This window comes from Streptomyces sp. ICC4 (assembly GCF_003287915.1).
GTDB classification, from domain to species: Bacteria; Actinomycetota; Actinomycetes; order Streptomycetales; family Streptomycetaceae; genus Streptomyces; species Streptomyces tritrimontium.
Genome location: NZ_CP030286.1, coordinates 227174 through 251319, shown reverse-complemented (window position 1 = coordinate 251319; position 24146 = coordinate 227174). Strand labels below are relative to the sequence as shown.

Below are 24146 nucleotides of genomic sequence, written 5' to 3'. Positions count from 1 at the left end.
GTGTGCCGCAGCACGAGAGCCACGGCTCGCGGCGCCCGGCAGGGCGAAACGGAGCTGGGTCCTGTCACTCGCCATCCTGTGGCCGGGACGGCCGTGTTCGGGGTGGCCGCAAAGAGCACGGGGGTGTTCTACCGTGCGGGAGAGGTCAGGCCGTATTGGCCGTCGTGCCTCTGGTAGAGGACACATCCTCGACCCGTGGCCGAGTCGACGAGGAAGACGAAGGCGAGCCCCGTGATACGCAGGCGCTCGACGGCCTCGTCGACGCCGCACTCGGGGGTGGCGGCCGAGCTCACGCTCAACAGGGGGGCCGGCTTCGTACTGCTGGCTGTCCTCGCCTGCCGAGGCCACGCGGTACCCGCGGGTCAGCCCCTGGCGGTAGACGATGCAGTCGGCTCCCGACGTCGTGTCGGTGAACAACCAGAAGTCGTGGTTCATGGCCTCCATGTCGATGACGGCGTCTTCGGGCGTCTGTTGTCCCAGGCTGAATGCCTTCTGCCGCAGGATGTGGGGTTCCTTGATCGGCGGCTGGTGGGGGCCGGGGTGGTGTCCGTGAACGCGGTTCTCCCTCGATGCCACCGCACCGCCGGTACCGGTGCGGTGTTCCCGTCCGCCGTGCTGCCGGGTGCGGACCAGGCGGGCGGCCAGTCGCTCCTGCAGGAGATCGACCGCCTCGAACATGGTCTCCGCGGCACAGCGGGCGCGCACCGGGTGCCCGTTCACGTCCACTACGGCCTGGGCGATGGCAGGGCGGCTCGCCGATGGGTTTGCCGCCTGGGTGAGCTTGGCCCGAACGGCAAGAATCGGCGACCCCACGTGTGCGATCGCCGCCAGCATCTTCGCTTGGGCGTACTCGGACGCGCCCTCAGGCACCGTCCCCGCTCACTCACCAAGACGTCAATGGTTGGAGTGGACCTGAGATGGCTCATGCGAATTCCTCCTTGGTCGGCATCAGCCTCGCTTCGCCCCACCCTCTCCGGGCAGTGCCATCCGTCCCGGCCTGGGGGCCCACCCGTACCTGGGCACAAAGCCGGCAGGACCTACCGGCAGGACCTATCAGCAGGCACCCAGGGCTTCTTCGGTCTGGAGCCGAGGGTATTCACAGGCCGGACATCCCTCCCGTACCGCCGTTCTGACGGTCCAGGCACGTGGTGGCGGTGAACGTGTTCCCCGCCTGACGTCATGTCGCCGCTCCTCGCAGTTGCGTTGAACCACCTTGGCCTGAGGGCCGTTTGGCCCCCCGGTGCGGGCCGTTCGCCCCCGTGGCCCCCGCCCGCCGCGCAGGCACATTGGCCATGGGCAGGCGCACGGCCTGCCGTGAGGAAAGGTTCTACGTCATGGCTCTCCACCAGCACCGTCAGCCGGGGATGCCCTTCGCGGGGTGGCGGAACACCGCCTCGGCCACAGCTTCGTCCGACAGCGCGGCTCATGACCTCGCCGCGCCTGTGACCGTCGCGCGCATCGCGGCAACGACGCGCCTGCTGACCTCGTTCACGTTCCTCTGGGCCTTCGGTGACAAGGCGTTCGGCTGGGGATACGCGACCCCGGCGGGCAAGGGGTGGATCGACGGCGGGTCTCCCACCAAGGGCTTCCTGAGTCATGTCTCCGCCGGACCGCTGGAGGGGACCTTCCATGCCTGGGCCGGGGCAGCCTGGGCCGACTGGGCTTTCATGCTGGGGCTACTCGGCATCGGCATCGCCTTGGCGAGCGGTGTCGCCCTGCGGGCCGCGGCTGCTGCGGGCACCGTGATGATGGCGCTCATGTGGGCTGCGGAGTGGCCCCCGGCCCAGCACCTCTCGGACGGCAGCCTCAGCATGTCGACGAATCCGCTGGTGGACTATCACATCCTGTACGCGGTCGTCTTGGTGATGCTGGCGGTGATCGGCGCCGGGCGCACGTGGGGGCTGGGTACCCTCTGGCAGAGCCTGCCCCTCGTCCGCCGCAACCGGTGGCTCCTGTAACGGATTCGGGGGATCCGGGGCCGCCGCGACCAGCCCGCCCCGGATCGGCGCGGTCCTGAACCGGATAAGAAGGCGTGGCTCTTGAAAGCGGCGACCACCCGGGGTGGTCGTCGAGGGTCTTGCCGAGGTCGATGGCCGAGCGAGGATCGCCCCCCGACCCGTTGCCGACCAGTTCGGTTGTCCCGGCTGTGATCGGGGCATCGAACGTGGTTCAGGTTTGAAGCGGTGGCGCTGAAGCCGCTCGGCGGATTCGCCGGCCACCTCCGCCAGAACCTCGCCGCCGTCACCGCCGGATCGACACCGCCCTGGTCCTCCAGCAGGGCCTTCACTGACGTTGCCGCCACGTCCCCCGTCCACGGATTACCTGCGCCCGTCCAAGGAGTTGCTGACCGCCGTACCCGACCACGCGGCCACGCTCGGGAAGGACTGAACCCCGGCGGACGAAGAAGCGGATTGCCGAGTGGGCCATCAGTGAGGAGCGCGATGCCGCCAAGCGGATGGCAGTCCCTGGCGCCGCCCGAGCTGCGGGGATACCGCCGGTCCTGGCTCGGGCGGGACGCATTGGCGGGTGTCACCGGCGCCGGGCCGGCGCTCGCAGTGTCGGCATGGGGACGCCGACGGGGCCAGGTGGTCGGCGCGACCATCGGGATCGGGGCCGTCAACTTCATCGCCCTGGGTTGGTCTCCGGCAGCGCCGCTTCGCTTCGTCAGCCCGGACCACCAATGCACGCCGGGCGACGCGTTGGCCCGAGGCCAGGTGTTGTGGACGCAGTTGGGTGGCGTGGCCGGGGTCGGGGTGCTGGGGCTCGTACTGGGCCGTGCTCTGCTGGTGGGGCGGGACCTCGCCCCGTAGAGGTCAGGTGGACGGCATGCCTTCGAGGTGGCAGTTCACGCTGACGACGCCCTCGACGGCTTGGGAGAGGCGGGTTGCCACGGGGATGAGTTGGGTGTCGCGGACGCTTCCCGTGAGGGTAGCGACACCATGCGTGACATCGACCTTGACGCCTCGATGCGAGACGGGGAAGAGACGGTCGACGACCTCGCCGCGGATTTCGGCTGCGAGGTCGTCATCGGGACGGAGGAAGACCTTGAGCAGGTCGGCGCGGCTGACGATGCCCCCCAGGGTTCCGTCGGCGTCGACGACCGGCAGGCGCTTGATGTGCCGGCTGACCATGAGGGGGGCGGCCTGGGGGAGCGTGGCGTTGGCGCGGATGGTGACGGCGGGGCTGGTCATCAGTTCCTCCGCGCGGACCGAGCCGGCCTTGGCGGTGTCGCCGAGGCGTCGGAACTGCTCGATCATGCCGGGGCGGTGTTCGTGGAACTCCTCCTTGGGCAACAGGTCGGCTTCGGAGACCACGCCGACGACGCGGCCTTCGCCAGCTTCTCCCAGTTGCGCCGCCGCAGGTCCGCGAAACCCTGGAAGAGACCGCAGTCGACGAGGATCCGGGCGTGGTCGCTCTCGACCAGGAAGCCGATCACGGTCGACGCGGGCGCCGACACGAGCCAGGTGCTGCAGACGATGCAGGATCACCGGATCCGGCGCGTCCCGGTCATCGCCGAACACCGTCTCGTCGGGATGATCGGCGAGGCTGATCTTGCCCGGCACCTGTCCGACGAGCAGGTGGGCCACTTCGTCGAGACGATCTGCGCACAACGTTAGCCGCAGTGGGTCGCCTTGCCGGAGGCTATTCGTGCGCGATGACGGCGACGGGTGCCTTGGCGTGGTGGAGGACCGCGTGGGTGACCGGGCCGATGTGCGTGCCGATCGAGGACCGTCGGATGCGGCGGCCGACGACGATGAGACCCGCTTCGGAGCCGCCGTCGAGGAGCTCCGTAGAGGCGTGGCCCGCGCTCGCTCGAGAGGTGACGTCTACAGCCGGGTACTTGTCCCGCCAGGGCTTCAGGACGTCTTCCATAGACGCCTTCGCGCTCATCTCGAGCTGGGCGTGGACTCTCGGATCGTACGCCGCTCCGTATCCCACCAGCGGAGGCATCGACCAGCTGTGCCGGACACGGAGGGCGCAGGCCCGGCGCGCCGCTTCCTCGAAGGCGAAGGCGAGGAGCGCATCGCAGGGCCCGCCGATGTCGACGCCCACCACCACGTCACGGGGTGCGTGCCGGCCGTCCGGGTGCGGCGCCGTGTCTTCGCTGGCCCGCACCATGACAACCGGCCGCACCGTCGCCTGAATGACAGCCATGCCGACGGATCCGAGGACGAACCCCGTGACGGTGCCCAGTCCCCGAGAGCCGAGGACGATCATGCTGGCACCGGCTGCGACGGCGGCGAGCATGGCGGCCGGCTTGCCGTCGAATGACCGGATGTCGACCTCCAGTTCGCGGTGCCTGGTGCGCAGCTCGTCGGCTGCCTCGTTCAGAAGTGCCTGGGACCAGTGGCGGCGCACATCGTCCGTGGCGACAGGAATGTCGAACGGCGTCGACCATTCCTCGGCGTGGACGAGGTGGAGTGGCACGCCGCGCAGAAGGGCCTCCCGTGCCGCCCAATGGGCGGCCGCGATGCTTTCTGCGGATCCGTCGAGGCCGACGAGGATGCGATCGTTCATGATGACTTCTCTCAGGCAGGGGCCCGCGCGGGCTCGGGATGTTCGTCTCCGCCCATGTCGAGGCGGAACGGCGGGTACGCATCGGTCATGAGACTGGAGTAGGCCGCGACGCGCAGCACCCAGCGGTTCAGCCCGATGATGAGATCGAAGAGGGGTTCGGGGCCGAGGCTGAACGGGGGGTACCGGTCGGTGCCGAGCGCGCCGTACGCGTCGTACGAGACGCGCCACGACCAGCGCAGGACACCAAGGTTGAAATCGAACAGTGCGCGCGGGTAGCGCTCGGTGAAGAGGACGGCGAAGAACGCGATCACGCTGACCACGAGGAAGGCGATCCAGAGGAAGGCCAGCACGATGTAGTGGGGGATCGCCAGCACCCATTTGACCAGCCACAGCCACCGTGACAGGGGACTGTCCAACCGCGCCGACACGATGACCGGTCGCGGGATACCCATGGCACTGGTCATGTACGTCAACTCCTTCAGGCGGAGGTCGTGTCGTCGATCGCGTATCCGAGGTGCTGGGTGACGGATACCACGCCGTCCACGGTGCGGCAGAGCCGTTCGATCAACGGGATGAGGCTCTTGAAGTCGACGGTTCCGTGCAGTTCGACCCGGCCCTCGGTGACCCCTACGGTGATGGCTGTGGGGCTCTGACGCAGGCCGAGGTCGAGTACGTCACCCGTGATCTCGTGACGGATGTCCTCGTCGTCCCGGAGGAAGATCCGCAGCAGGTCCCGTCGGCTGACGATGCCGATCAGTACGTCCGATGCGTCCACGACCAGGAGCCGCTTGACCCCCTGTGCTTCCATCAGCCTGGCGGCTTCGGCGACGGTCCAGTCGGGCCTGGTACACACGGGGGGCGAGGACATCAGCTCCTCGGCGCGCGTACCCGCGGCTTTGTCCTCCTGCCACGCCTCCCGTTCGGGCAGCGACTGGAAATAGTCTCCTTGGCCTGCGGACTTTGGCAGCAGGTCCCGTTCCGAGATCACGCCGAGCGGATGGCCGGCCTGGTCGACGACCGGGACGGCCGACACGTGGTGTTCCGTCAGGGTTCGGGCGATCTCCTTGAAGGGAGCGTTGCTGGGGACGGTGACGACCTCGCGGGTCATCAGCTCGCGAACTTCTCGATGCCTCATGCTCTTCTCCTACCGCTCAGTGGCTGTTCGCGCGTCGACCGACATGTCGTCCTGTTCGTAGTTGAGCCGGTTGACCACGTCCACGACGCCGTCGACGCTCTGACACAGGCGCAGCACGATGGGGATCAGGCTGTGGCGGCTCACGGTGCCGCTGAGGGTCACGAGACCGTCGGTGACCTCGACGGTCAGTGAAGAGGGCCTGAGCCCGAGGGCGCGGGTCAGCACGTCTTCGAGGATTTCCTCCTGGATCGCATGGTCCCTGCGCAGGAAGAGCTGGAGCAGGTCGCTGCGGCTCAGGATGCCGATCAGCCGGCCGGTGGCGTCCACGACGGGCAGTCTCTTGACCTGGTGTTTGCGCATGACGCGTGCCGCACGGACGACACTCCATTCGGGCTGGGCGGTGATGGCGGGGCTGGTCATGACATCGGCAGCGGTGTTCGAGCCATTGCCGGAGCCGGGCCTGCGGAGCAGGTCGGCTTCGGACACGACGCCCACGGGCCGCTCGGCCTCGTCCACGACGGGAACGGCCGAGATGTCGAATTCCTTCAGGAGACGGGCGATTTCCTTGAACGGGGTGCCGCGCCGGACACTGACGGCTGTGGGCGTCATCAGGCCGGCGACGCTGCGGTGCCTCATGGCCGGCCTCCTTCACGCGGGGACTTCTGATCCGAGGCGCATCGCAGTGACGTCCACGACGCCCGGCACGGTGCGTACGACACGCACCAGCACGTCCTTCAGAGGCGGGTCGTGGACGGAACCGTCCAGCTGGACTATGCCGTTGGCCACGTGGACCTGCACCATCGCCGAGCCGGCGGGGATGAGCTCGGCCATGATCAGTTCGCGGAGTTCCTCCGCGATGTCCGCGTCGGGGCGGAGGTAGATCTTGAGGAGGTCGCCCCGGCTGACCACGCCGACGAGGCGGCCGTCGGCATCGATGACGGGGAGCCGCTTGAGGTGACCGCGGGCCATCAGGCGGGCAGCGCTGGCGATGCTGGCGTCCTTGGTCACGGTGACGGCCGGTACGGTCATCAGCTGGCCGGCGGTGACGGCCCGGGACTCGTCCGCGCCCTGGGCCTTGAGCAGCAGATCCGCTTCGGACACCACGCCGGCGACCCGACCTTCCTCCGACAGGACGGGCAGAGCGCTGATCCGCCACTGCCGCATGGCCTCCACGATCTCCTTGAACGGTGCTCCTCGGTCGACCGAGATGACGGCGTGGGTCATCACGTCGTCGACGGTGCGCAGGTGCTTCATGATCCCTCCAGAACGGCGTCCTGATACATCCGAGCGTCGATGTCACCGCCCGTTGGTGGTAGGGCCGTCAGGGGGCCACTGGGGGCTGACCGGCCCTATGGCCCATGAGTAAAGGGTGCTTTCATGCAATTGACGGAAAGAGTCCCTGAGAGGATGCGGAGAAGCGGCTGATGGCCGTGCACCGCGCAATCGGGATCCGCGAGAAGCGGGCGGGCTCTTTCCGCCCTTTGCCGCGAGGGGTCAATGGGTGGCACGGTTCGGACCGCCGGCCGGAGACAGGTCGTCAACGGCGTAACTGAGGACTTGGTCCACGCTGACGACACCGTCGACCCACCGGCACAGTCGTTCGACAACCGGAATGGTGGACCGCTCCTCGACCCGGCCGCTCAAGGAGACGACTCCTTCCCGCACGCCCACCGCAATGGCGCCCGGGGCCATCCGCAGGGTCCGGACCAGTACGTCGTCGACGATTTCATCGCGTATGGCGTTGTCGCGGCGGAGCATGGGGCGTAGCAGGTCTGATCGGCTGACGATGCCCACCAGCGTTCCGGTTTCGTCGATCACCGGCAGGCGCTTGACACCCCGCTCGTGCAGGAAGCGCGCCGTCTCGACGATTCCCCACTCCGGCCGGGCGGTCAGTACGGGGGTGGACATCAGATCGCCGGCCGTGCGGGCATCCAAGGAGGCGCGGTCCATGGACGCCTCAGCGTGCATGGGGTCACGCCCTTCGGAATCCGGCAGGCCGGCCTGCCTGAGGAGCAGGTCGGCTTCGGAGACGATGCCGATCGGATGGTGGCGGGTGTCAACGACGGGCAGGGCCGAGACGCCGTTGTGGTCAAGGCTCCAGGCGACTGCTTTGAGTGACGCTTCGGGGCTGGCGGTGGCCACGGCCCTGGTCATGACGTCCGCGACAGTGCGATGGGACATGGTCCGATCTCCTTGGGGACGAGGCCGTCAGTCGTGAGCGATGACCGCGATAGGAGCCGCGGCATGGTGCAGGACCGCATGGGTCACCGACCCCAGATGCACTCCGAGAGGCGAGCGGCGCAGATGCCGCCCGACCACGACGAGGTCCGCGCCCGCCGCGGCCTGGACGAGCTGTCGGCCCGCAGGCCCCATGAATGCCTTGGTGGTGACGGTCACGGAGGGGAACTTGTGGCGCCACGGCAACAGCATGTCGTCCAGCATCTGGGTGACGCTCAGGCCGACCTCCCGTTCGTTCTCCGGGTCGGAGAAGGGTGCGTACTGGTACATGGAAGGCATCTTCCAGCCGTGGACCGCGCGCAGGCCGCAGCCCCGGCGGGCCGCTTCTTCGAAGGCGAAGGCCAGGACCCTGTCGGCCGCCTCGTGGATGTCGACACCCAGGACGATCTCTCCGTACGTTGTGGGTCCGGGCTCGTCGGGTTCGTCCGGGACCCGGACGAGTGTCACCGGGGTTTTGGTGGCCACGAGCGTCGACATGCTCACCGATCCGATGAGGAAGCCGGCCAGGCCACCCATCCCACGTGAGCCGAGCACGAGCAGCCCGGCGTCGGCCGCCTCAGCGGCCAGGGCTGCCGCAGGCCTGCCGGCGAGGCACCTCGTGGAGACATCCAGGCCCGCGTTCCGACGTCGTACATCCTCCAGGGCCTCGGTGAGCGCTTCGTCGGCCCACCGGTCGGCTCCCTCACGGCCCCACCCTGGAATCGCGGGGCTGATCGGCCAATCGACGGCGTGGACGAGCCGCAGCGGGACCTCCCGCAGGGCCGCCTCCCGGGCTCCCCAGCGGGCCGCTGCCAGGCTCTCGGGAGAGCCGTCGACGCCAACGGTCACATGGTGCTTCATGGTGAGAACCTCCTTGTGCGGCGCGGGGCCGCGGTTCTCTTCCAGCGTTGTCCACGGTGCAGTGCCCGACGAGGGGCCATGTGGCCCCACGTGGGACCGATCAGTCCCGCATAGCCAATGAAATCCGTTGCCCCGGTGTGCCGCCAGAGCAACGGATTCGTGCAGCATTGCCACCGGCTTGCCCGCATTCCGCTCGCGCATCCACGTCGTCGGCCGTGGCGGTCACCAGGACATCCCAAGGGCGCTGCGATGCGATGCAGTGGGCAGGGAGTCATCGACGCGAGCCGTCAGACGGGGGGCGACGGCGATCACGCCATCGAGCCGGCCGGTGAGGCGGATCAGGACCGGAATCTGGCTCTGTGCCTCCAGCCGGCCCTCCAGGGTGACGATGCCGTCGACCACGTGGACGGTTACCGCTTTCGGGCGCAGCCCCATGGTGTCCATGAGTATGTCCTCGACCACGTGGTGTCGTATCTCCGCGTCGGGTCGCAGGAAGAGGCTGAGCAGGTCGCGGCGCGTGACGATGCCTACGAGGCGGGCCTCGTCGTCCACGACAGGCAGGCGCTCGACGCCTCTGCGGGCCATCAGGCGGGCGGCTCCTGCCGCGGCCTCGTCGGCGCGAACGCTGATCGCCGGTGCCGACATGATCTCACCGGCGGTGAAGATCACCTTCGACGGGAACGTGGCTTCCTCCCGGCCGGCGTCAGGCGCATCGCTCACGAGTGGATGCCCCGCGGCTTCTCGGTCGATCAGGTCTCTCTCTGAGACGACGCCCAGGACGTGGTCCTCGTCGTCGAGGACCGGCAGCCTGCTGATGTCGTGCTGTGCGAGCAGCTTCGCGACATCCTTGAAAGAGGTGGAGGTGACGACCGAGACGACCTCGTCGGTCATCAGTGGACCGCAGCGAAGCGCTGAGACTGCTCGGCACGGTATCGCTGGGACGCATCGTCTTCACCGAGCACGCTCTTCCGGCCGTGCGGCCGGTCAACCATCTCGTGGACGGGGAGGGAATCGTCGTCCGCCTGCAGGGTGGCGGAGAGGTCTCTTCGCTCCTGGCGACGCCCGATGCGCCTGCGGTCGTCGTCACCTACTACGAGGCCGATGTCATCGACCCTGAGACCCGCCTCGGCTGGAGCGTCGTCGTCACCGGATACGCCTCTCTGATCGGCGACGGCAACGAGGCGGACGGGTACGAGGCGTTGCTGCTGCCGTCGGTGAGTCAGACGATGACCAAGGCAGTGCGTATCAGGCCCGATCTCGTCACAGGGTTCCGGCTTGAGACCGAGCCCTCACACGCTACCCCCGTCACCTCTCCGTGACGCGCGAAGGCGCCCGGAGTCGACCAAGCCACTGATGACCGCCGTCGCCGTGAATCCGTCGACGGCCGGGAATCCGGGCCGGGGCACCCTCTGCTGCCAGGTAGTTGGCGGCGCGCCAGTGGGCGTCGAGCTCCGGGATCGGGTACGCGGTCCTGTTTCCGCTCCTGCTCGCGGGGGCCGGGACGTTCGTCGGCTGAGCCGATGCCGACACTCTGCGCTCGCCCGGCTGCCGCCGGGAGGGGATGACCGGCCCCCGGGAAGGGACTGTCGGCCCCTATGGGGCAACGCCCGTCGCGACGAAGGTGAGTTCAGCGGCACCGGTCCCCCCGGCCGGTGCCGCTCCCCTGCCGATCGACCCCGATGCTCCGGCATCAGTACGGAGGACAGACTCGTGAAGCGCACCCTGGTGGTCGGAGTGGACGGATCCCCTCAGAGCCGGGCCGCGGCGGACTGGGCCGCACGGGAGGCCGTACGGCGCGACCTGCCCCTGCACGTGGTCCACGCCTGGCTGTGGCAGCCGCTCGCAGCCCCGATCGTCCAGGACCGCGACACCGAAGCCCACCGCGCCGATAACGTTCTGAAGGAGGTCGAGGGCGAGCTCACCCACCGGTACCCGGAGCTGGCCCTCACCGCGGAGGTGCTCTCCGACGCGCCCGTGCCGGCTCTGCTGCGCGCGGCCAAGGACGCGGAGTTGCTGGTGCTCGGCACGCGCGGGCACGGAGCTCTGGTCGGGTTCCTGCTGGGCTCCTACGGGCGGCAGGTGATCGCGGCCGCCGAGTGCCCCGTCGTCTCCGTACGCTCCGCGCACGGCCGGCCGGTGGCCGTACCGGAGGAGGGTGAGGTCGTCGTCGGGCAGCAGGGCGGCGTGCAGGAGTCCGCCGAGGTACTGCGCGTCGCCTTCGAGGCCGCCGCGGCGAGGAAGGTACCGCTGCGTGCGGTCCGAGCCTGGAGCCTGCCCCCGGTCTACGGGTACAGCCCCGGGTCGATGTGGATCGCCGACCAGTTCGGTGGCCTGGAGCCGTACGAGAAGGCCGCGCTGGAGCAGGCGCTGGAGCCGTGGCGGCTGAAGTACCCGGAGGTCGAAGTCGTCACGCACGTGGAGCAGGGCAGTGGCGGCCACGTGCTGCTGACCGCGGCCTCGGACGCGCAGCTGCTCGTCGTCGGCCGCCGGGTCCGCGAATCGGCGGTGGGCGCGCACATCGGGTCCGTGGCCCATGCCGTCCTGCACCACGCGGTCTGTCCTGTCGCCGTGGTCCCGCACGCCTGACCCGGCCTGGGTCAGGAAGGAGGCCGGGCACGCGACTGTACGGCGTGCCCGGCCCCGCCGCGTGCCCAGCCATCGCGTGCCCAGCCACCGGGTGCCCGGTCGCCGACTATTCGGCGGACGGGACGGGGTGCTGCCTCGGCGGGATCAGCGTGTGGCTGGCGATCACCGCTGCCTGGACGCGACGCTCCACCCCCAGCTTGGTGAACAGGCGCGAGATGATGTTCTTGACGGTCTTCTCGGCGAGGTACAGCCGCTGGCCGATCTCCCGGTTGGTGAGCCCCTCGCTGACCATGACGAGGATCTCCTTCTCCCGGTCGGTGAAGCCGGGCAGACCCGGGACCTGGTCTTCCTTGGGTACGTCGCCGCGCATGCGGGCCATCAGCCGGGTCGTGGCTCCCGGATCGAGCATGGACTGGCCGGCCGCGACCGTACGGACGGCGGTGACCAGGTCGGTGCCGGTGATCTGCTTCAGCACGTAACCGGAGGCGCCGGCCATCACCGCGTCCAGGAGGGCCTCCTCGTCGTCGAACGAGGTGAGCATCAGGCAGGCCAGCTCGGGCATCCGCGAGCGCAGTTCGCGGCACACGCTCACGCCGTCGCCGTCCTGGAGCCGTACGTCGAGGATCGCCACCTGGGGACGCAGTGCGGGGATGCGGATCAGAGCCTGTTCCGCCGTGCCCGCCTCACCGATCACGTTCAGGTCCGGCTCCGCGTCCAGCAGATCGTGCACCCCGCGGCGTACGACTTCGTGGTCGTCGAGGAGGAAGACCGTGATCGGCGGCTTGATGGGGGAGGGGGCACCGTTGTCGTTCATGACGCAACTCCTTCGCCTGGGATCGTCCGGGGCGCCCGAACTCCCGCATCCTGCCTGGCGAAGGGGCCGAACGGACAGGGCCGATAGGCCCTCATCCACCTGCTTCCCCGCGGAGGTAGGCACCATGGGAAGGGGACCTTCGGCCCTTCGCGGGGGGCACATGGGCCTTCCCGGGACCGGTCCGTGTCCGGTGAGCTGGTGCCGCACGGGGAAAGGGGCGGCTCGACCGCAGGGCCGCACGCAGCGTGGAGGTTCCATGACGACCACCTTGATCGACTTGAGGGCCGCGGCGAGGAACGACGGCGACGTGCGCGTCACCTTGGCCGGAGAACTCGACTTCCACACGGCGGGGCTGGTGGAGCCCCGCCTCACCCATCTCGCAGCATCCGGTCACCGCAGCCTCGTCCTGGACCTGTCCGGGATCTCCTTCTGCGACAGCTCGGGAATCGACCTCTTCATGCGTGTGCACCACCGCTGCCGCTTGGCCGGAACCCGGCTCCGGCTGTGTGGCGTGCCGCCTCTGGTGGCCAAGTCGATACGGGTGCTCGGCGCCGACCGTGTGCTGCGGCTCGCAGTGGCCTGATCAGGGCGGTAGCCGAAACCGGTCCCCGGGTCGGGACCATCCGGCCCTGGTTCTCGTGGTGCTCGAGAGGGAGGCTGGTGGCCCGGAAGCCGCAAGGACCGATCGATACCGGAGGAGGTGCGCAGCATGGACGAGGACGGCGGCATACGGCGCACTGATGGTCAGGACGGCGATGCGACGGCCACCCGGCGCATGCGGGAGCTCGACAGGGCGGAGGCGCTCAGACTGGTGGCGACGGTGTCCCTGGGGCGCATCGTCTTCACGCAGCACGCTCTGCCGGCGGTCCGTCCGGTCAACCACCTCGTCGAGGGCGAGGACATCGTCGTGCGGATCCACGACGACGGGGCACTCGCCTCCCTCGTGGCTCCGGCCGATGTCCCCGGCGTGGTGGTCGCCTACGAAGCGGACGCCATCGATCCCGTCACCCACCTCGGCTGGAGCGTCGTCGTCACCGGTTACGCGTGCCCGGTGACCGATGCCGATGAGGTGGCCCGGTTCGCTTCCCTGCTGCGTCCCTGGGTGGGACACCCCATGGCCGGAGCCCTGAGGATCCGCCCCGACCTCGTCACCGGATTCCGGCTGGAGGCGGAGCGGACGATGCAGGAGCCGGCCGGCCTGGGGTGATCGCGTCGGGGCCGTCAGCTCCCGGTGGGGAGCGGCGCCCGCCAAACGAGCCGGCTGCCCCCCTCGTCGGGGCTGTCCACGGTGAAGGATCCGCCCAGGCTCTGCGCCCGGTCGTCGAGGTTGCGCAGACCGCTTCTGCGGCCCTGGGCCGGGATGCCCCTGCCGTTGTCGGAGACCGTCAGCACGATCTCGCCCGGTTCTGCCTTGAGCGCCACGGCGACCCTGGTCGCCCCCGCGTGGCGCGCGGCGTTGCTCAGGAGCTCGCCCAGCGCCGCCATGGCGTGGTCGGCGATCTCGGACGGGACGTCCGTATCGAGCAGGCCCTCCATGCTCAGGCGCGGCGGATGGCCGAGCGTGGTGGCCGCTTCGCCGACGGCCCGGGCCGCGCGGGCCCGCAGACCCGGTCCGCTCTCGCGGTCCTTGGTGCGCAGACCGAAGATCGTCGAGCGGATGATCTTGATCGTTTCGTCCAGGTCCTCGACGGCGCGGCTGACGCGTTCGGCGGCCCCTTCGTGCTCGACGAGCCGTGCGGCGCTCTGGAGGGTCATTCCGGTGGCGAAGAGCCGCTGGATGGCCAGGTCGTGCAGGTCCCGCGCGATCCGGTCGCGTTCCTCCAGCAGCGCTATCTGCTCCGCGTCCCGGCGCCGCTCCGCCAGCTCCAGGGCGATCGCCGCCTGTCCCGCGAAGGCGACGAGCGGCTCGAGCTCGTGCTCGCCGAAGGCGGGTTCGCCGGCCGGGCGGGCGAGCAGCAGTACGCCCCTGCTCTCCCTGCCGGCGGTGCCCAGCGGGACCGCGACGGCGGGACCCAGCCCGCCCTGTGCCTGGGAATCGGCCGGGTAGCGGTCGTCGTCCGAGGCGTGCAGGACCGTGACGGGTTGCCCGGTCCGGTGCGCGGTCCCCGAGAGGGTTCCCGCGTAGGGCACGACGAGTCCCTGCCTGGCCTTGCTGTCCGCACCGGCGGCGAACTCCACGATCAGCCCCTCGGCGCCGGGAACCGGCATGGAGATGTCCGCGATCCGGGCCCCCGTGATCTCCTGGGCCCGCAGGGCGATGAGCTCCAGCACCGCCGGACGGGAACTGCCCGACAGCAGGCTCTCGGTGATCTCCGCGTTGGCCTTCAGCCATCGCTGCTGCCGCTGCGATCCCTCGTAGAGCCGGGCGTTGTCGATCGCCACGCCCGCCGCCACCGAGAGGGTGGAGATCACCGTCTCGTCCTCGGTGTCGAAATCGAACCCGCCCCGCTTGTCGGTCAGGTAGAGATTCCCGAACACCTCGTCCCGCACCCGGATCGGTACGCCGAGGAACGTGCGCATGGGCGGGTGGTGCGGCGGAAACCCGTACGACGAGGAGTGGGCACCGAGATCAGTGAGGCGCAAGGGCTCCGGGTGGTGGATGACCTCCCCGAGCAGGCCGTGACCGGCCGGCAGGGGACCGATTTCGGCGATGGCCTCCTCGTCGAGCCCCACGGTCAGGAACTGCGACAGGGTGCGGCCGTCGGGGCCGATGACCCCGAGCGCCCCGTAGTCGGCGTCGACGAGCAGGGCCGCGGCCTCCACGATCCGCCGCAGCACTTGGGCCAGATCCAGCTCCCGGCCCACCGAGACGACGGCCTCCAGCAGGCTGTGCACCCGGTCCCGGGTGCCGCGCACGGCGTCGATGCGTACTTGGAGCTCGTCGAGCAGCTCGTCCAGCCGCATCCGAGGCACTTGCGTCAACGGATCCCCCACACCCACGTGTTTCCCCTTCGCTGCCCGCCCCGTCCGGAGCCAGGCTATCGGCACGGCCGGGCCCGATGGGGCATCCACCTGCGGTCACTGCGGACGGGGAGCGCACGTCAGGTGAGAGCTGGCGGTGAGAGCCGTGCCGGCTCCTCGACACACCTGTGCGAAGCGCGACGCATCCTTGCGCGGAGGTGCGTGCCGTGACCGACTTGAACGCAGCACTGGACGGCGAGAGGGACGGTGGCGGCGATGGGTCTCAAGAAGGCGGTCTACGAGAGAGAGCTGCTGCGGCTCCAGACGGAGCTGGTCAAGCTCCAGGAGTGGACTCGCGTGGAAGGTGCCCGTCTGGTCGTCGTCTTCGAGGGCCGTGACGCCGCGGGCAAGGGGGGCACGATCAAGCGCGTCGCCGAGCACCTGAACCCCCGTGTCGCGCGCATCGCGGCCCTGCCCACGCCGACCGGTCGGGAGCGTTCCCAGTGGTACTTCCAGCGGTACGTCGAGCATCTGCCCGCCGCCGGCGAGATCGTCCTCTTCGACCGCAGCTGGTACAACCGCGCCGGAGTGGAGCACGTCATGGGGTTCTGCACGCCCGCCGAACACCAGCGCTTCCTGCGCCAGTGCCCCGTGTTCGAACGGATGCTGGTCGAGGACGGGATCCTGCTCCGCAAGTACTGGTTCTCCGTCAGCGACGCGGTGCAGGAGGAGCGGTTCCGGCGCCGCGCGGAGGACCCGCTGCGCCGGTGGAAACTCTCCCCGATGGATCTGGAGTCCCTCACGCGCTGGGAGGCGTACTCGAGGGCCAAGGACGAGATGCTCGTCCACACGGACACGGCCGATGCCCCGTGGTACGTGGTCGAGAGCGACGACAAGCGCAGCGCGCGGCTCAACATGATGGCCCACCTGCTGGCCTCGGTTCCCTACGAGGACGTGGCCGTACCGTCGCTGACCTTGCCGCCGAGGCCGCCGTCCACGGGCTACGAGCGTCCGTCCAAGGACCTGCAGACCGCCGTACCCGACCACGCGGCCACCCTCGGGAAGGACTGAACCAAGCCCGGTCACCGGCGGGCGAGGCCGAGCGGACCGTCAGAAGGAGCGCGATGTCGACAAGCGGAAGGCCGTCCCAGGCACCCACGGGCCTCCGGGGGTACCACCGGTCCTGGCTCGGGCGGGACGCCTTGGCGGGTGTCACCGTCGCCGCGTACCTGGTGCCGCAGGTCATGGCGTACGCGGGTGTGGCCGGGCTGCCGCCGGTCGCCGGACTCTGGGCGGTCCTGCCGGCCATGGTCCTCTACGCCCTGATCGGTTCCTCGCGGCTGCTGTCGGTCGGACCCGAGTCGACCACGGCACTGATGACCGCCGTTGCCGTGGGACCGCTCGCCGCCGGCGATCCGGGCCGGTACGCGGTGCTCGCTGCGGCCCTCGCCGTGGTCGTCGGCCTGGTCTCGTTGGCCGCTTGGGCCGTGCGGCTCGGGTTCCTCGCCGGCCTGCTCTCACGGCCCGTGCTCGTCGGCTACCTCGCCGGCGTCGCACTGATCATGATCATTGATCAGCTGCCCCGGCTCACCGGAGTGCGCACGACCAGTTCGGGCTTCTTCCCGCAGCTGTACTCCTTCGTCCGGCACGTCCCGGACGTCGACTGGCCGACCGCCGGGGTGGCCGCTGCTGCTCTCGCGCTGCTCCTGGTGGCGCCGAAGTGCTGGCGCACGGTGCCGCGCCCCTTGTTGGCCCTGGTCCTCGCCACGGCAGCCGTGGCGGCATTCGGGCTGGACGACCGGTACGGGATTTCCGTGATCGGATCCGTGCCCTCCGGCCTGCCGGTGCCCTCGCTGCCACCGCTCGGCGACCTGCCCCGGCTGTTGGTCCCGGCGCTGGGTGTGCTGCTCGTCGGCTACTCGGACGTGATCCTGACCGCCCGAGCCTTCGCCGATCGCGGCGATCCGGTCCCGCTGGACCCCAACCGTGAACTCCTGGCCCTGGGAGCGGCGAACCTGGGGGCAGGTGTCCTGCACGGGTTCCCGGTCAGCAGCAGCGCGAGCCGCACCGCCCTGGCGCAGTCGTCGAAGGCGCGGAGCCAGGCGTACTCCCTGTTCGCCGCGGTCGCGGTACTGATGGTCCTGCTCTTCCTGGGCCCCCTCCTGGCCCACACGCCGAGCGCCGTCCTCGGCGCCATCGTCGTCTATGCCGCCGTCCGGCTGATCGAGGTGGCCGAATTCCGGCGCCTCGCCGCCTTCCGTCGCCGCGAACTCCTGCTGGCCCTGGGCTGTCTCCTGGGCGTCCTGGCGCTCGGCATCCTGTACGGCGTCCTCGTCGCGGTCGCCCTCTCCGTCGTCGAGCTGCTGGCCCGGGTGGCACGTCCGCACGACGCGGTGGAAGGCCTGGTGCCCGGGCTGGCGGGCATGCACGACGTGGACGACTACCCGACGGCGCGGACCGTTCCCGGGCTCGTGGTCTACCGGTACGACTCACCGCTGTTCTTCGCCAACGCGGAGGACTTCCGTCGGCGCGCCCTGGCGGCGGTCGACGAACAGAGCCGTCCGGTCCGCTGGTTCGTCCTCAACGCGGAGGCGAACGTCGAAGTGGACATCACCGCTCTGGACGCCGTCGAAGCACTGCGCCAGGAGCTCGTGCACCGCGGCATCGTCTTCGCCCTGGCCCGCGTCAAGCAGGAACTCCGCGAGGACCTGGACGCGTTCGGCCTGACGACCTCGGTCGGCGCGGAACGCATCTACCCGACCCTGCCCATGGCCCTGGGGGCCTACCGGGCCTGGAGTCACGAGGCGGGGCCCGCGCCGGAATGAACCGAAGCTACCGGTCTGCGTCCGCCTCGCCGTGCACGTAACGCAGTACCCTCCGAGCGCCGTCCCAGCTGCGGCAGACGACGAGGGTCACGTCGTTGCCGGCGATGCACCCCATGACCTCCAGATGCGGGGCCGAGTCGAGCCGTGTGGCCAGGTACCGGGCCCCACCCGCCGGCGTGTGGAGCACCAGGGTCAGACGGGCTTGCTCCGTCCTGGCCCTCTGTCCCTGGGGTTCTCCTGGGGTACATCCGGCGCTCAAGAAGCCCTTCCGGTCCCTTGCTGCTCCAGGGACGTGGCGACGGCGAGCGCCAGCATGCCGACGGCCAGCAAGCCCGCCATGTCATTCACCGACTTTCGTGTCATGCCCGGATCCGTATTTCCGTGCTCGCCCCGACCGTCCCGGCTACCAGGAGTGTCCGAGCAGGTACCCAACGTCCCTTCGGAGAGGCGAACGGCCCCTCGGCGGGATGTGCCCGCTTCGTCGGGGCGCGGAGCAGCGGGCCGACCGGCCCCATGAAGGGCCGTCCGGCCCCTCTCGGACGCGGAGCGGTACAGCCAGTGTGAGAACAGAGCACGGTACCGCCGAGGAGGCTGGTGGCAGTCATGGGTTCCTATGTGTACGACTTCGCCGAGGGCGGCCGGGACATGGCCGATCTACTCGGAGGCAAGGGCGCGAACCTCGCGGAGATGGCACGCATGGGCCTGCCCGTACCGCCTGGTTTCACCATCACGACCGAGGCCTGCCGCGCCTTCCTGGCTACCGGTGAGCTGCCCGCGGGCCTGGACCGCGAGGTCGTCGAGCACCTGGCGGCGCTCGAGCGGGCTGCCGGCAAACGGTTGGGACAGGTGGACGACCCGCTGCTCCTCTCGGTCAGGTCGGGGGCGAGGTTCTCCATGCCGGGCATGATGGAGACCATCCTGGACATCGGTCTGAACGACCTCTCGGTGCTCGGCCTGGCCAAGGTCCCCGACCGGGAGCGGTTCGCGTGGGATTCCTACCGCCGCCTCGTGCAGATGTTCGGGAGTACGGTCATGGGCGTCGACGGTTCGCTCTTCGAAGACGTGCTCCGCCGGGTCAAGGATCAGCACCGCGTCGTAGACGACTCCCAACTGGACGTCTGTGACCTCATGCGGATCGTCGAAATGTTCAAGGACCTCGTCCTCGAACGTACTGGGAGTGAGTTTCCGCAAGACCCGACCGAGCAGCTGCGGCAGGCGATCCTCGCCGTCTTCGCGTCGTGGAACGGTGACCGCGCACGCCTCTACCGTCGCCGCGAGCACATTCCGGACGGTCTCGGGACAGCGGTCAACATCCAGCGCATGGTCTTCGGGAACCTCGGCTCCGATTCCGGCAGTGGGGTCGCGTTCACGCGCGACCCGGCCACCGGGCGCCCCGGCCTGTACGGCGACTACCTTCCCAATGCCCAGGGCGAGGACGTCGTCTCCGGTGTCCGCGACGCCGTACCGCTGCAGGAGCTGGCCACGCTCGACCCGGTCTCGTTCGCCCGGCTGCGCGGCTACATGGGGCAGCTCGAAACGCACTACCGAGACCTGTGCGACATCGAGTTCACGATCGAGCACGGCGTCCTGTGGATGCTGCAGACCCGTGTCGGGAAGCGCACCGCGCAGGCGGCCTTCAGCATCGCCTCCCAACTGGCCGACGAGGGCCTCATCTCCACTGACGAAGCGCTTGCCCGCGTCGACGGCGACATGCTGGCGCGGCTGATGTTCCCCCGGTTCGACGCAGGCGTCGCGGCTCCCGTGCTCACACGCGGTATCCCGGCCTCGCCCGGCGCGGCCGTGGGCGTGGTCGTCTTCGACTCCTCGGAGGCGGTTCGGCGGGCCGCCGCCGGAGAGGAAGTCGTGCTCGTACGGCAGGAGACCACGCCCGACGACCTCCCGGGCATGGTCGCCGCCCAGGCGGTGCTCACGAGCCGGGGCGGCAAGACCAGCCACGCGGCGGTGGTGGCGCGCGGCATGGGCAAGGTCTGCGTCTGCGGGGCCGACGCACTGTCCATCGACCCGGGGGCACGCCGCTTCTCCGTCGGCGACGTCGTCGTCTCCGAGGGCGAGACCATCTCCGTGGACGGCTTCGAAGGCCTCGTCCGCCTCGGCGCGGTACCGCTGGTCGACTCCGCGGTCATGCGCTACTTCGAGGCGGGCTCACCCGCGCCGGACGCCACCGCGCAGGAGGGCGTACCCGAGGTGCACCGCCTCATGGAGCACGCCGATGCCACCCGACGCCTGGAGATACGGGCGAACGCCGACACACCGCAGGACGCGGCTCGAGCCCGCCGATTCGGCGCACAAGGCATAGGGCTGTGCCGTACGGAGCACATGTTCCTCGGGGACCGCCGTCCACTGGTGGAGGCCATGATCCTCGCGCCCACGGACACCGATCGCGAGGCCGCACTGGCCGCACTCCTGCCGTTGCAGCGCGACGACTTCACCGGAATCCTCGCCGCCATGGACGGCCTGCCCGTGACCATCCGGCTGCTCGACCCGCCTCTGCACGAGTTCCTGCCCGACCGGACGGACCTGGCCGTACGCCTTGCCCGGGACGAAGCACTGGGCCGGACACGGACTCCCCACGACACCGAACTGTTGGCGGCAGTCACCCGCATGCACGAGGAGAACCCGATGCTCGGCCTGCGGGGCGTCCGGCTGGGTCTCGTGAAACGGGGCCTGGTAGGCATGCAGGCGCGTGCCATCGCAGAGGCCGTCGTCGCCCGCAAGCGGGCGGGAGGCGATCCGCGTGCCGAGATCATGGTCCCGCTCGTCGGCGCGGTCGAGGAGCTTCAACTCGTCCGGCAAGAAGTGGAGGAGGTGCTGTCCACGGTCGCGCGCGAGACGGGAGTCCCGGTGACCTGCCCGATCGGAACCATGATCGAGCTGCCCAGAGCAGCCCTGACGGCCGGCCGTATCGCGAGCCAGGCGGAGTTCTTCTCCTTCGGAACGAACGACCTGACGCAGACCACATGGGGCTTCTCCCGCGACGACGTCGAGGCGGAGTTCTTCTCCGCCTATCTCGACAAAGGAATCTTCGAGACCTCCCCGTTCGAGACGATCGACCGGGAAGGAGTCGGACGCCTGGTGGAGATCGCGGTCCGTGAGGGGCGTGCGGCTCGACCTGACCTCAAGATCGGCGTCTGCGGCGAGCACGGCGGAGACCCGAATTCCGTGCACTTCTTCCACGAGGCCGGACTCGACTACGTCTCCTGCTCGCCGTTCCGCGTCCCGGTCGCCCGTCTGGAGGCCGGCCGCGCGTCCCTGCCGACACGGTGTGCGGACGCGACGAAATGACACGCTCACCGACCCAGCCGGGGCCTCGCCCTCAAGGTGACAGGGGCGGGCTCGTTGCTTACTCCGCGGAACGAGGAGCACGTCATGTCCGCGCGAGCGCGAGCGGCCCGGGCCCTCACCTCCAGCACCACCTCCGTCGTGAACGCGCTAGGCATGCTGGAAGGCGTGGTCAGCCGCAGCGACCTCCTCAAGATGTTCCTGCGGCCCGACGAGGAGCTCGAGGAGGAGATTCGCCAGACCGCGCTCACCGAACTGGCACCCGGCGTGACCTTGGACTTCGCCGTACAGGACGGCGTCGTCACCCTGCGCGGCCCGCTGCGGGACCGGGCCCTGGTCCCCCTGCTCGCACGGGCGATCCGCACGGTCGAGGGCGTCGTGGACGTCCGGATGGAGCTGGAGGGCACTATCGCTGTCTAGCTTCGCTTCTCGTCGGCCGCAGGGTGTGTTGCGCGTCTTCCTGAGACAATTCGGGTGAAAATGTGCAGCACATGGACCGAGCCAGGGGCGATCATGTCCGACGATCCGAACGCCTCCGCAGAGGCGCCGATCAAGGTGTTCCTCCTCGATGACCACGAGGTGGTCCGGCGCGGGCTGCACGACCTTCTGGACGCAGAGCCGGACATCACGGTCGTGGGTGAAGCCGGCACCGCCGAGCAGGCGCTCGCCCGCGGGCCGGCGCTCCGTCCGGACGTCGCCGTACTCGACGTGCGGCTGCCCGACAGCGACGGCATCACCGTCTGCCGCGAGCTGCGCTCGCGCATGCCGGGGCTGGCCTGTCTGATGCTGACCTCGTTCGACGACGAGGACGCCTTGCTGGACGCGATCATGGCGGGGGCCGCCGGGTACGTGCTGAAGCAGATCAAGGGCGCTGACCTGGTCTCGGCCGTACGCACGGTCGCCACCGGCCAGTCCATGCTGGACCCTGCGACCACCGCCCGTCTGATGCGCTCCCTGCGCGACCCGGAAGCGGCGAGGGCGCCGGAGGACGCCCGCCTGGCGGCTCTGTCCGAACGGGAGCGGGCCGTCTTGGAGCTCATCGGCGAGGGCCTCACCAACCGGCAGATCGCCAAGCAGCTCTACCTGTCCGAGAAGACGGTCAAGAACCACATCTCGCGGTTGCTGGGCAAGCTCGGAGTGGAGCGGCGGGTCCAGGCGGCCGTGATCGCCGCCCAGGTCCACGAGCACGACGCCGGGACGGCGAAGCCGTAGGTACGTCTGACGACGGTCACCGCGCCGGCGGGACCAGAGGTACCTGCCACTGGAGGCGCGTACCCCGCTCCCCGTCGCCCAGCGCCGCAATCTCCATCCGGCCGCTGAGCCTTTCGGCACGCTCCGCCAGGTTCCTCAGTCCGCTGCGCCGACCGCCAACGGGCAAGCCCACCCCGTTGTCAGTGACCGTGATCGTCAGGTTCCCCTCGGCCGCAGCGATCGAGACCTCCACGCGCGTGGCCCCGGCATGGCGCGCGACGTTGGTGAGAGCCTCCCCCACCACGGCGAGGACCTCGTCCGCGACGGCGGACGGTACGTCGGTGTCGATCAGACCTTCCATCCGCAGGGCCGGGGCGAAGCCGAGGGCCGCAGCCGCCTCGTCCAGGGCCTTGACGGCGCGGGAGCGCAGCTTGGACGCCTCACCGGGGGCTTCGTGCTCGCGGAGTCCGAAGATGGTCGATCGGATGATCTTGATGGTCGCGTCGAGGTCGTCCACGGCGCGCGCGAGGCGTTCGGACGCCTGAGGGTGGTCGACGAAGCGCTGGGCGCTCTGGAGGGTCATGCCGGTGGCGAAGAGGCGTTGGATGGCCAGGTCGTGCAGGTCACGGGCGATGCGGTCGTGGTCCTCCAGCAGGCTCATCTGCTCGGCGTCGTGGCGCCGGTCGGCAAGCTCCAGGGCGAGGGCGGCCTGGCTCGCAAACCCCGGAAGTGCGGCGACTTCCGCGGTGGCGAACACGGGGCGACCGTGCCGCCGGGCCAGCATCAGGACGCCGCTCAAGCTTTCCTTGGTGCCGACGGTGACGGCGACCGCCGGGCCGAAGCCCGTCCACCGTTCGGGGTGCACGGTGACGCGCTCGTCGGTCGCCACGTCGGGGACCGTGATGAGGCCGTTGCGGGCCAGTGCGGCCTCGGCGAGCGTGCCCTGGGTACTGGGCAGGACGATCCCCCGGTGCGCCTCTGCTCCTTCCCCTAGGGCGAGGGAGCCTCGCAGTTCACCGGCGGATCCGAGCAGGTAGAAGACGCCCATGTCGGCGCGGGTGATGTCCTTGGCCCGCTCCAGCATGCCCTCGAGGACTTCGTTCTCGGGCGCTCCGGAGAGCAGGGCGCTGGTGATGTCGGCGCTGGCCTCCAGCCAGCGCTCGCGCAGCCGGACCTCCTCGAAGAGCCGGGCGTTCTCGATGGCGATGCCGGCCGCGACGGCGAGGGTGGACAGGACCGCTTCGTCCTCGGCGTCGAAGTCGGCTCCGCCGCGCTTCTCGGTCAGATAGAGGTTGCCGAAGACCTCCTCGCGGACCCGGATCGGGACACCGAGGAAGGAGTGCATCGGCGGGTGGTGGTCGGGGAACCCGTACGAGGCCGGGTGCTCGGACAGCTCCGACAGCCGCAGTGGTTCGGGGTGGCGGATCAGCTCGCCGAGGATGCCGTGGCCGGAGGGCAGGTCTCCGATCTGTGCGCGGAGGGCGTCACTGATGCCGACGGGAAGGAACTCGGCCAGTTTCTTGTCGTTCCCGATGACTCCGAGGGCCCCGTATTCGGCGTCCACGAGCACTACGGCGGCCTCGACGATGCCTTGCAGGACCTGCGGGAGGTCGAGTTCCCGGCCCACGGACATGACGGCTTCGAGCAGACCGTTCAGCCGGTCCCGCGTGCCCCTGACCTCGTCGATCCGCACCTGGAGCTCGTCCAGCAGTTCGTCGAGCCGCAGTCGAGGAACACCGCTCCGAGTGGGCTGTTCCCCTGTGCTCATGCCCGCCTCCGGCAGGAAGGGATGGCGAGA

General features: G+C 69.7%; 25 protein-coding genes. 12 read left to right on the top strand and 13 right to left on the bottom strand.

Translation table 11 applies throughout. The features are described from left to right. Nucleotides 1–128: 128 nt before the first annotated feature. On the bottom strand, nt 129–293 hold the full coding sequence (locus tag DRB89_RS44120; RefSeq protein ID WP_239515964.1) for a sigma 54 modulation/S30EA ribosomal C-terminal domain-containing protein: 165 nt from the start codon (nt 291–293) through the stop codon (nt 129–131). 1041 nt (nt 294–1334) lie between these two features. Between DRB89_RS44120 and DRB89_RS01250 the strand changes: the two genes are divergently transcribed. Beyond that, the gene (locus DRB89_RS01250) at nt 1335–1958 is read left to right on the top strand and encodes a hypothetical protein (RefSeq protein ID WP_112446432.1); all 624 of its coding nucleotides are present in this window, start codon (nt 1335–1337) and stop codon (nt 1956–1958) included. A gap of 483 nt (nt 1959–2441) precedes the next feature. After that, on the top strand, nt 2442–2810 hold the full coding sequence (locus tag DRB89_RS42645) for a hypothetical protein (RefSeq protein WP_162688429.1): 369 nt from the start codon (nt 2442–2444) through the stop codon (nt 2808–2810). 3 nt (nt 2811–2813) lie between these two features. Here the strand turns inward: DRB89_RS42645 and DRB89_RS01235 are convergent, their stop codons facing one another. Further along, nucleotides 2814–3389: a CBS domain-containing protein gene (locus tag DRB89_RS01235; RefSeq protein WP_239516719.1), complete on the bottom strand. Its 576-nt coding sequence runs from the start codon at nt 3387–3389 to the stop codon at nt 2814–2816. On the opposite strand from DRB89_RS01235, the gene DRB89_RS43585 reads away from it, so the two are divergent. Further along, a complete protein-coding gene (locus DRB89_RS43585; RefSeq protein ID WP_239516718.1) occupies nt 3273–3617 on the top strand; it encodes a CBS domain-containing protein in 345 nt (114 codons plus the stop codon). The genes DRB89_RS01235 and DRB89_RS43585 overlap by 117 nt on opposite strands. A 25-nt stretch (nt 3618–3642) precedes the next feature. On the opposite strand, the gene DRB89_RS01225 is transcribed toward DRB89_RS43585, so the two are convergent. From DRB89_RS01225 to DRB89_RS01190, 8 genes are all read right to left on the bottom strand, one after another. After that, entirely contained in the window at nt 3643–4518 is an 876-nt protein-coding gene (locus tag DRB89_RS01225) for a universal stress protein (RefSeq protein WP_112446434.1), read from the bottom strand. Between the two features lie 11 nt (nt 4519–4529). After that, nucleotides 4530–4982, bottom strand: coding sequence for a DUF4389 domain-containing protein (locus DRB89_RS01220; protein WP_112446435.1), 453 nt, complete (start codon nt 4980–4982; stop codon nt 4530–4532). Nucleotides 4983–4996: 14 nt separating this feature from the next. Beyond that, nucleotides 4997–5653 (bottom strand): CBS domain-containing protein, encoded by a 657-nt coding sequence (locus DRB89_RS01215; protein ID WP_112446436.1) that lies wholly within the window; start codon nt 5651–5653, stop codon nt 4997–4999. A gap of 9 nt (nt 5654–5662) precedes the next feature. Then, nucleotides 5663–6289 (bottom strand): CBS domain-containing protein, encoded by a 627-nt coding sequence (locus DRB89_RS01210; RefSeq protein ID WP_112446437.1) that lies wholly within the window; start codon nt 6287–6289, stop codon nt 5663–5665. Between the two features lie 12 nt (nt 6290–6301). Beyond that, nucleotides 6302–6907 carry a CBS domain-containing protein gene (locus tag DRB89_RS01205; RefSeq protein WP_204357611.1) on the bottom strand — a complete coding sequence of 202 codons (606 nt, stop codon included), beginning with the start codon at nt 6905–6907 and terminating at the stop codon, nt 6302–6304. Nucleotides 6908–7147: 240 nt separating this feature from the next. Next, complete coding sequence (locus tag DRB89_RS01200) at nt 7148–7834, bottom strand: CBS domain-containing protein (RefSeq protein ID WP_112446439.1); 687 nt, start codon at nt 7832–7834, stop codon at nt 7148–7150. Nucleotides 7835–7861: 27 nt separating this feature from the next. Next, nucleotides 7862–8731 (bottom strand): universal stress protein, encoded by an 870-nt coding sequence (locus DRB89_RS01195; protein WP_204357612.1) that lies wholly within the window; start codon nt 8729–8731, stop codon nt 7862–7864. Nucleotides 8732–8953: 222 nt separating this feature from the next. Beyond that, on the bottom strand, nt 8954–9622 hold the full coding sequence (locus DRB89_RS01190) for a CBS domain-containing protein (RefSeq protein ID WP_112446440.1): 669 nt from the start codon (nt 9620–9622) through the stop codon (nt 8954–8956). A 2-nt stretch (nt 9623–9624) separates the two neighbouring features. On the opposite strand from DRB89_RS01190, the gene DRB89_RS01185 reads away from it, so the two are divergent. Together DRB89_RS01185 and DRB89_RS01180 are read left to right on the top strand one after the other, a co-directional pair. Further along, nucleotides 9625–10050, top strand: a complete 426-nt coding sequence (locus tag DRB89_RS01185) for a pyridoxamine 5'-phosphate oxidase family protein (protein ID WP_112446441.1) — start codon at nt 9625–9627, stop codon at nt 10048–10050. A gap of 391 nt (nt 10051–10441) precedes the next feature. Next, nucleotides 10442–11317: a universal stress protein gene (locus tag DRB89_RS01180; protein WP_112446442.1), complete on the top strand. Its 876-nt coding sequence runs from the start codon at nt 10442–10444 to the stop codon at nt 11315–11317. Nucleotides 11318–11423: 106 nt separating this feature from the next. Here DRB89_RS01180 and DRB89_RS01175 read toward each other — a convergent pair whose 3' ends face one another. Then, nucleotides 11424–12131, bottom strand: coding sequence for a response regulator transcription factor (locus DRB89_RS01175; protein ID WP_112446443.1), 708 nt, complete (start codon nt 12129–12131; stop codon nt 11424–11426). Between the two features lie 256 nt (nt 12132–12387). Between DRB89_RS01175 and DRB89_RS42640 the strand changes: the two genes are divergently transcribed. Then, a complete protein-coding gene (locus DRB89_RS42640; protein ID WP_162688427.1) occupies nt 12388–12714 on the top strand; it encodes an STAS domain-containing protein in 327 nt (108 codons plus the stop codon). Between the two features lie 126 nt (nt 12715–12840). After that, on the top strand, nt 12841–13338 hold the full coding sequence (locus DRB89_RS01165) for a pyridoxamine 5'-phosphate oxidase family protein (RefSeq protein ID WP_112446444.1): 498 nt from the start codon (nt 12841–12843) through the stop codon (nt 13336–13338). 14 nt (nt 13339–13352) lie between these two features. On the opposite strand, the gene DRB89_RS01160 is transcribed toward DRB89_RS01165, so the two are convergent. Then, the gene (locus DRB89_RS01160) at nt 13353–15035 is read right to left on the bottom strand and encodes a GAF domain-containing sensor histidine kinase (protein ID WP_112446445.1); all 1683 of its coding nucleotides are present in this window, start codon (nt 15033–15035) and stop codon (nt 13353–13355) included. Between the two features lie 273 nt (nt 15036–15308). Here DRB89_RS01160 and ppk2 point away from each other — a divergent pair, with 273 nt between their 5' ends. The 5 genes from ppk2 (at nt 15309) to DRB89_RS01130 (ending at nt 22369) form a co-directional block, all read left to right on the top strand. Further along, entirely contained in the window at nt 15309–16103 is a 795-nt protein-coding gene (ppk2, locus tag DRB89_RS01155; protein ID WP_112446446.1) for a polyphosphate kinase 2, read from the top strand. A gap of 53 nt (nt 16104–16156) precedes the next feature. Further along, nucleotides 16157–17857 carry a sulfate permease gene (sulP, locus tag DRB89_RS01150; RefSeq protein ID WP_112446447.1) on the top strand — a complete coding sequence of 567 codons (1701 nt, stop codon included), beginning with the start codon at nt 16157–16159 and terminating at the stop codon, nt 17855–17857. 603 nt (nt 17858–18460) lie between these two features. Then, nucleotides 18461–21160, top strand: a complete 2700-nt coding sequence (ppdK, locus tag DRB89_RS01140; protein WP_112446449.1) for a pyruvate, phosphate dikinase — start codon at nt 18461–18463, stop codon at nt 21158–21160. Nucleotides 21161–21244: 84 nt separating this feature from the next. Next, on the top strand, nt 21245–21577 hold the full coding sequence (locus DRB89_RS01135) for a BON domain-containing protein (protein WP_112446450.1): 333 nt from the start codon (nt 21245–21247) through the stop codon (nt 21575–21577). 93 nt (nt 21578–21670) lie between these two features. Further along, nucleotides 21671–22369 carry a response regulator transcription factor gene (locus DRB89_RS01130; RefSeq protein WP_112446451.1) on the top strand — a complete coding sequence of 233 codons (699 nt, stop codon included), beginning with the start codon at nt 21671–21673 and terminating at the stop codon, nt 22367–22369. 16 nt (nt 22370–22385) lie between these two features. Here the strand turns inward: DRB89_RS01130 and DRB89_RS01125 are convergent, their stop codons facing one another. Further along, nucleotides 22386–24116 (bottom strand): GAF domain-containing protein, encoded by a 1731-nt coding sequence (locus DRB89_RS01125; protein WP_112446452.1) that lies wholly within the window; start codon nt 24114–24116, stop codon nt 22386–22388. Nucleotides 24117–24146: the final 30 nt, after the last annotated feature.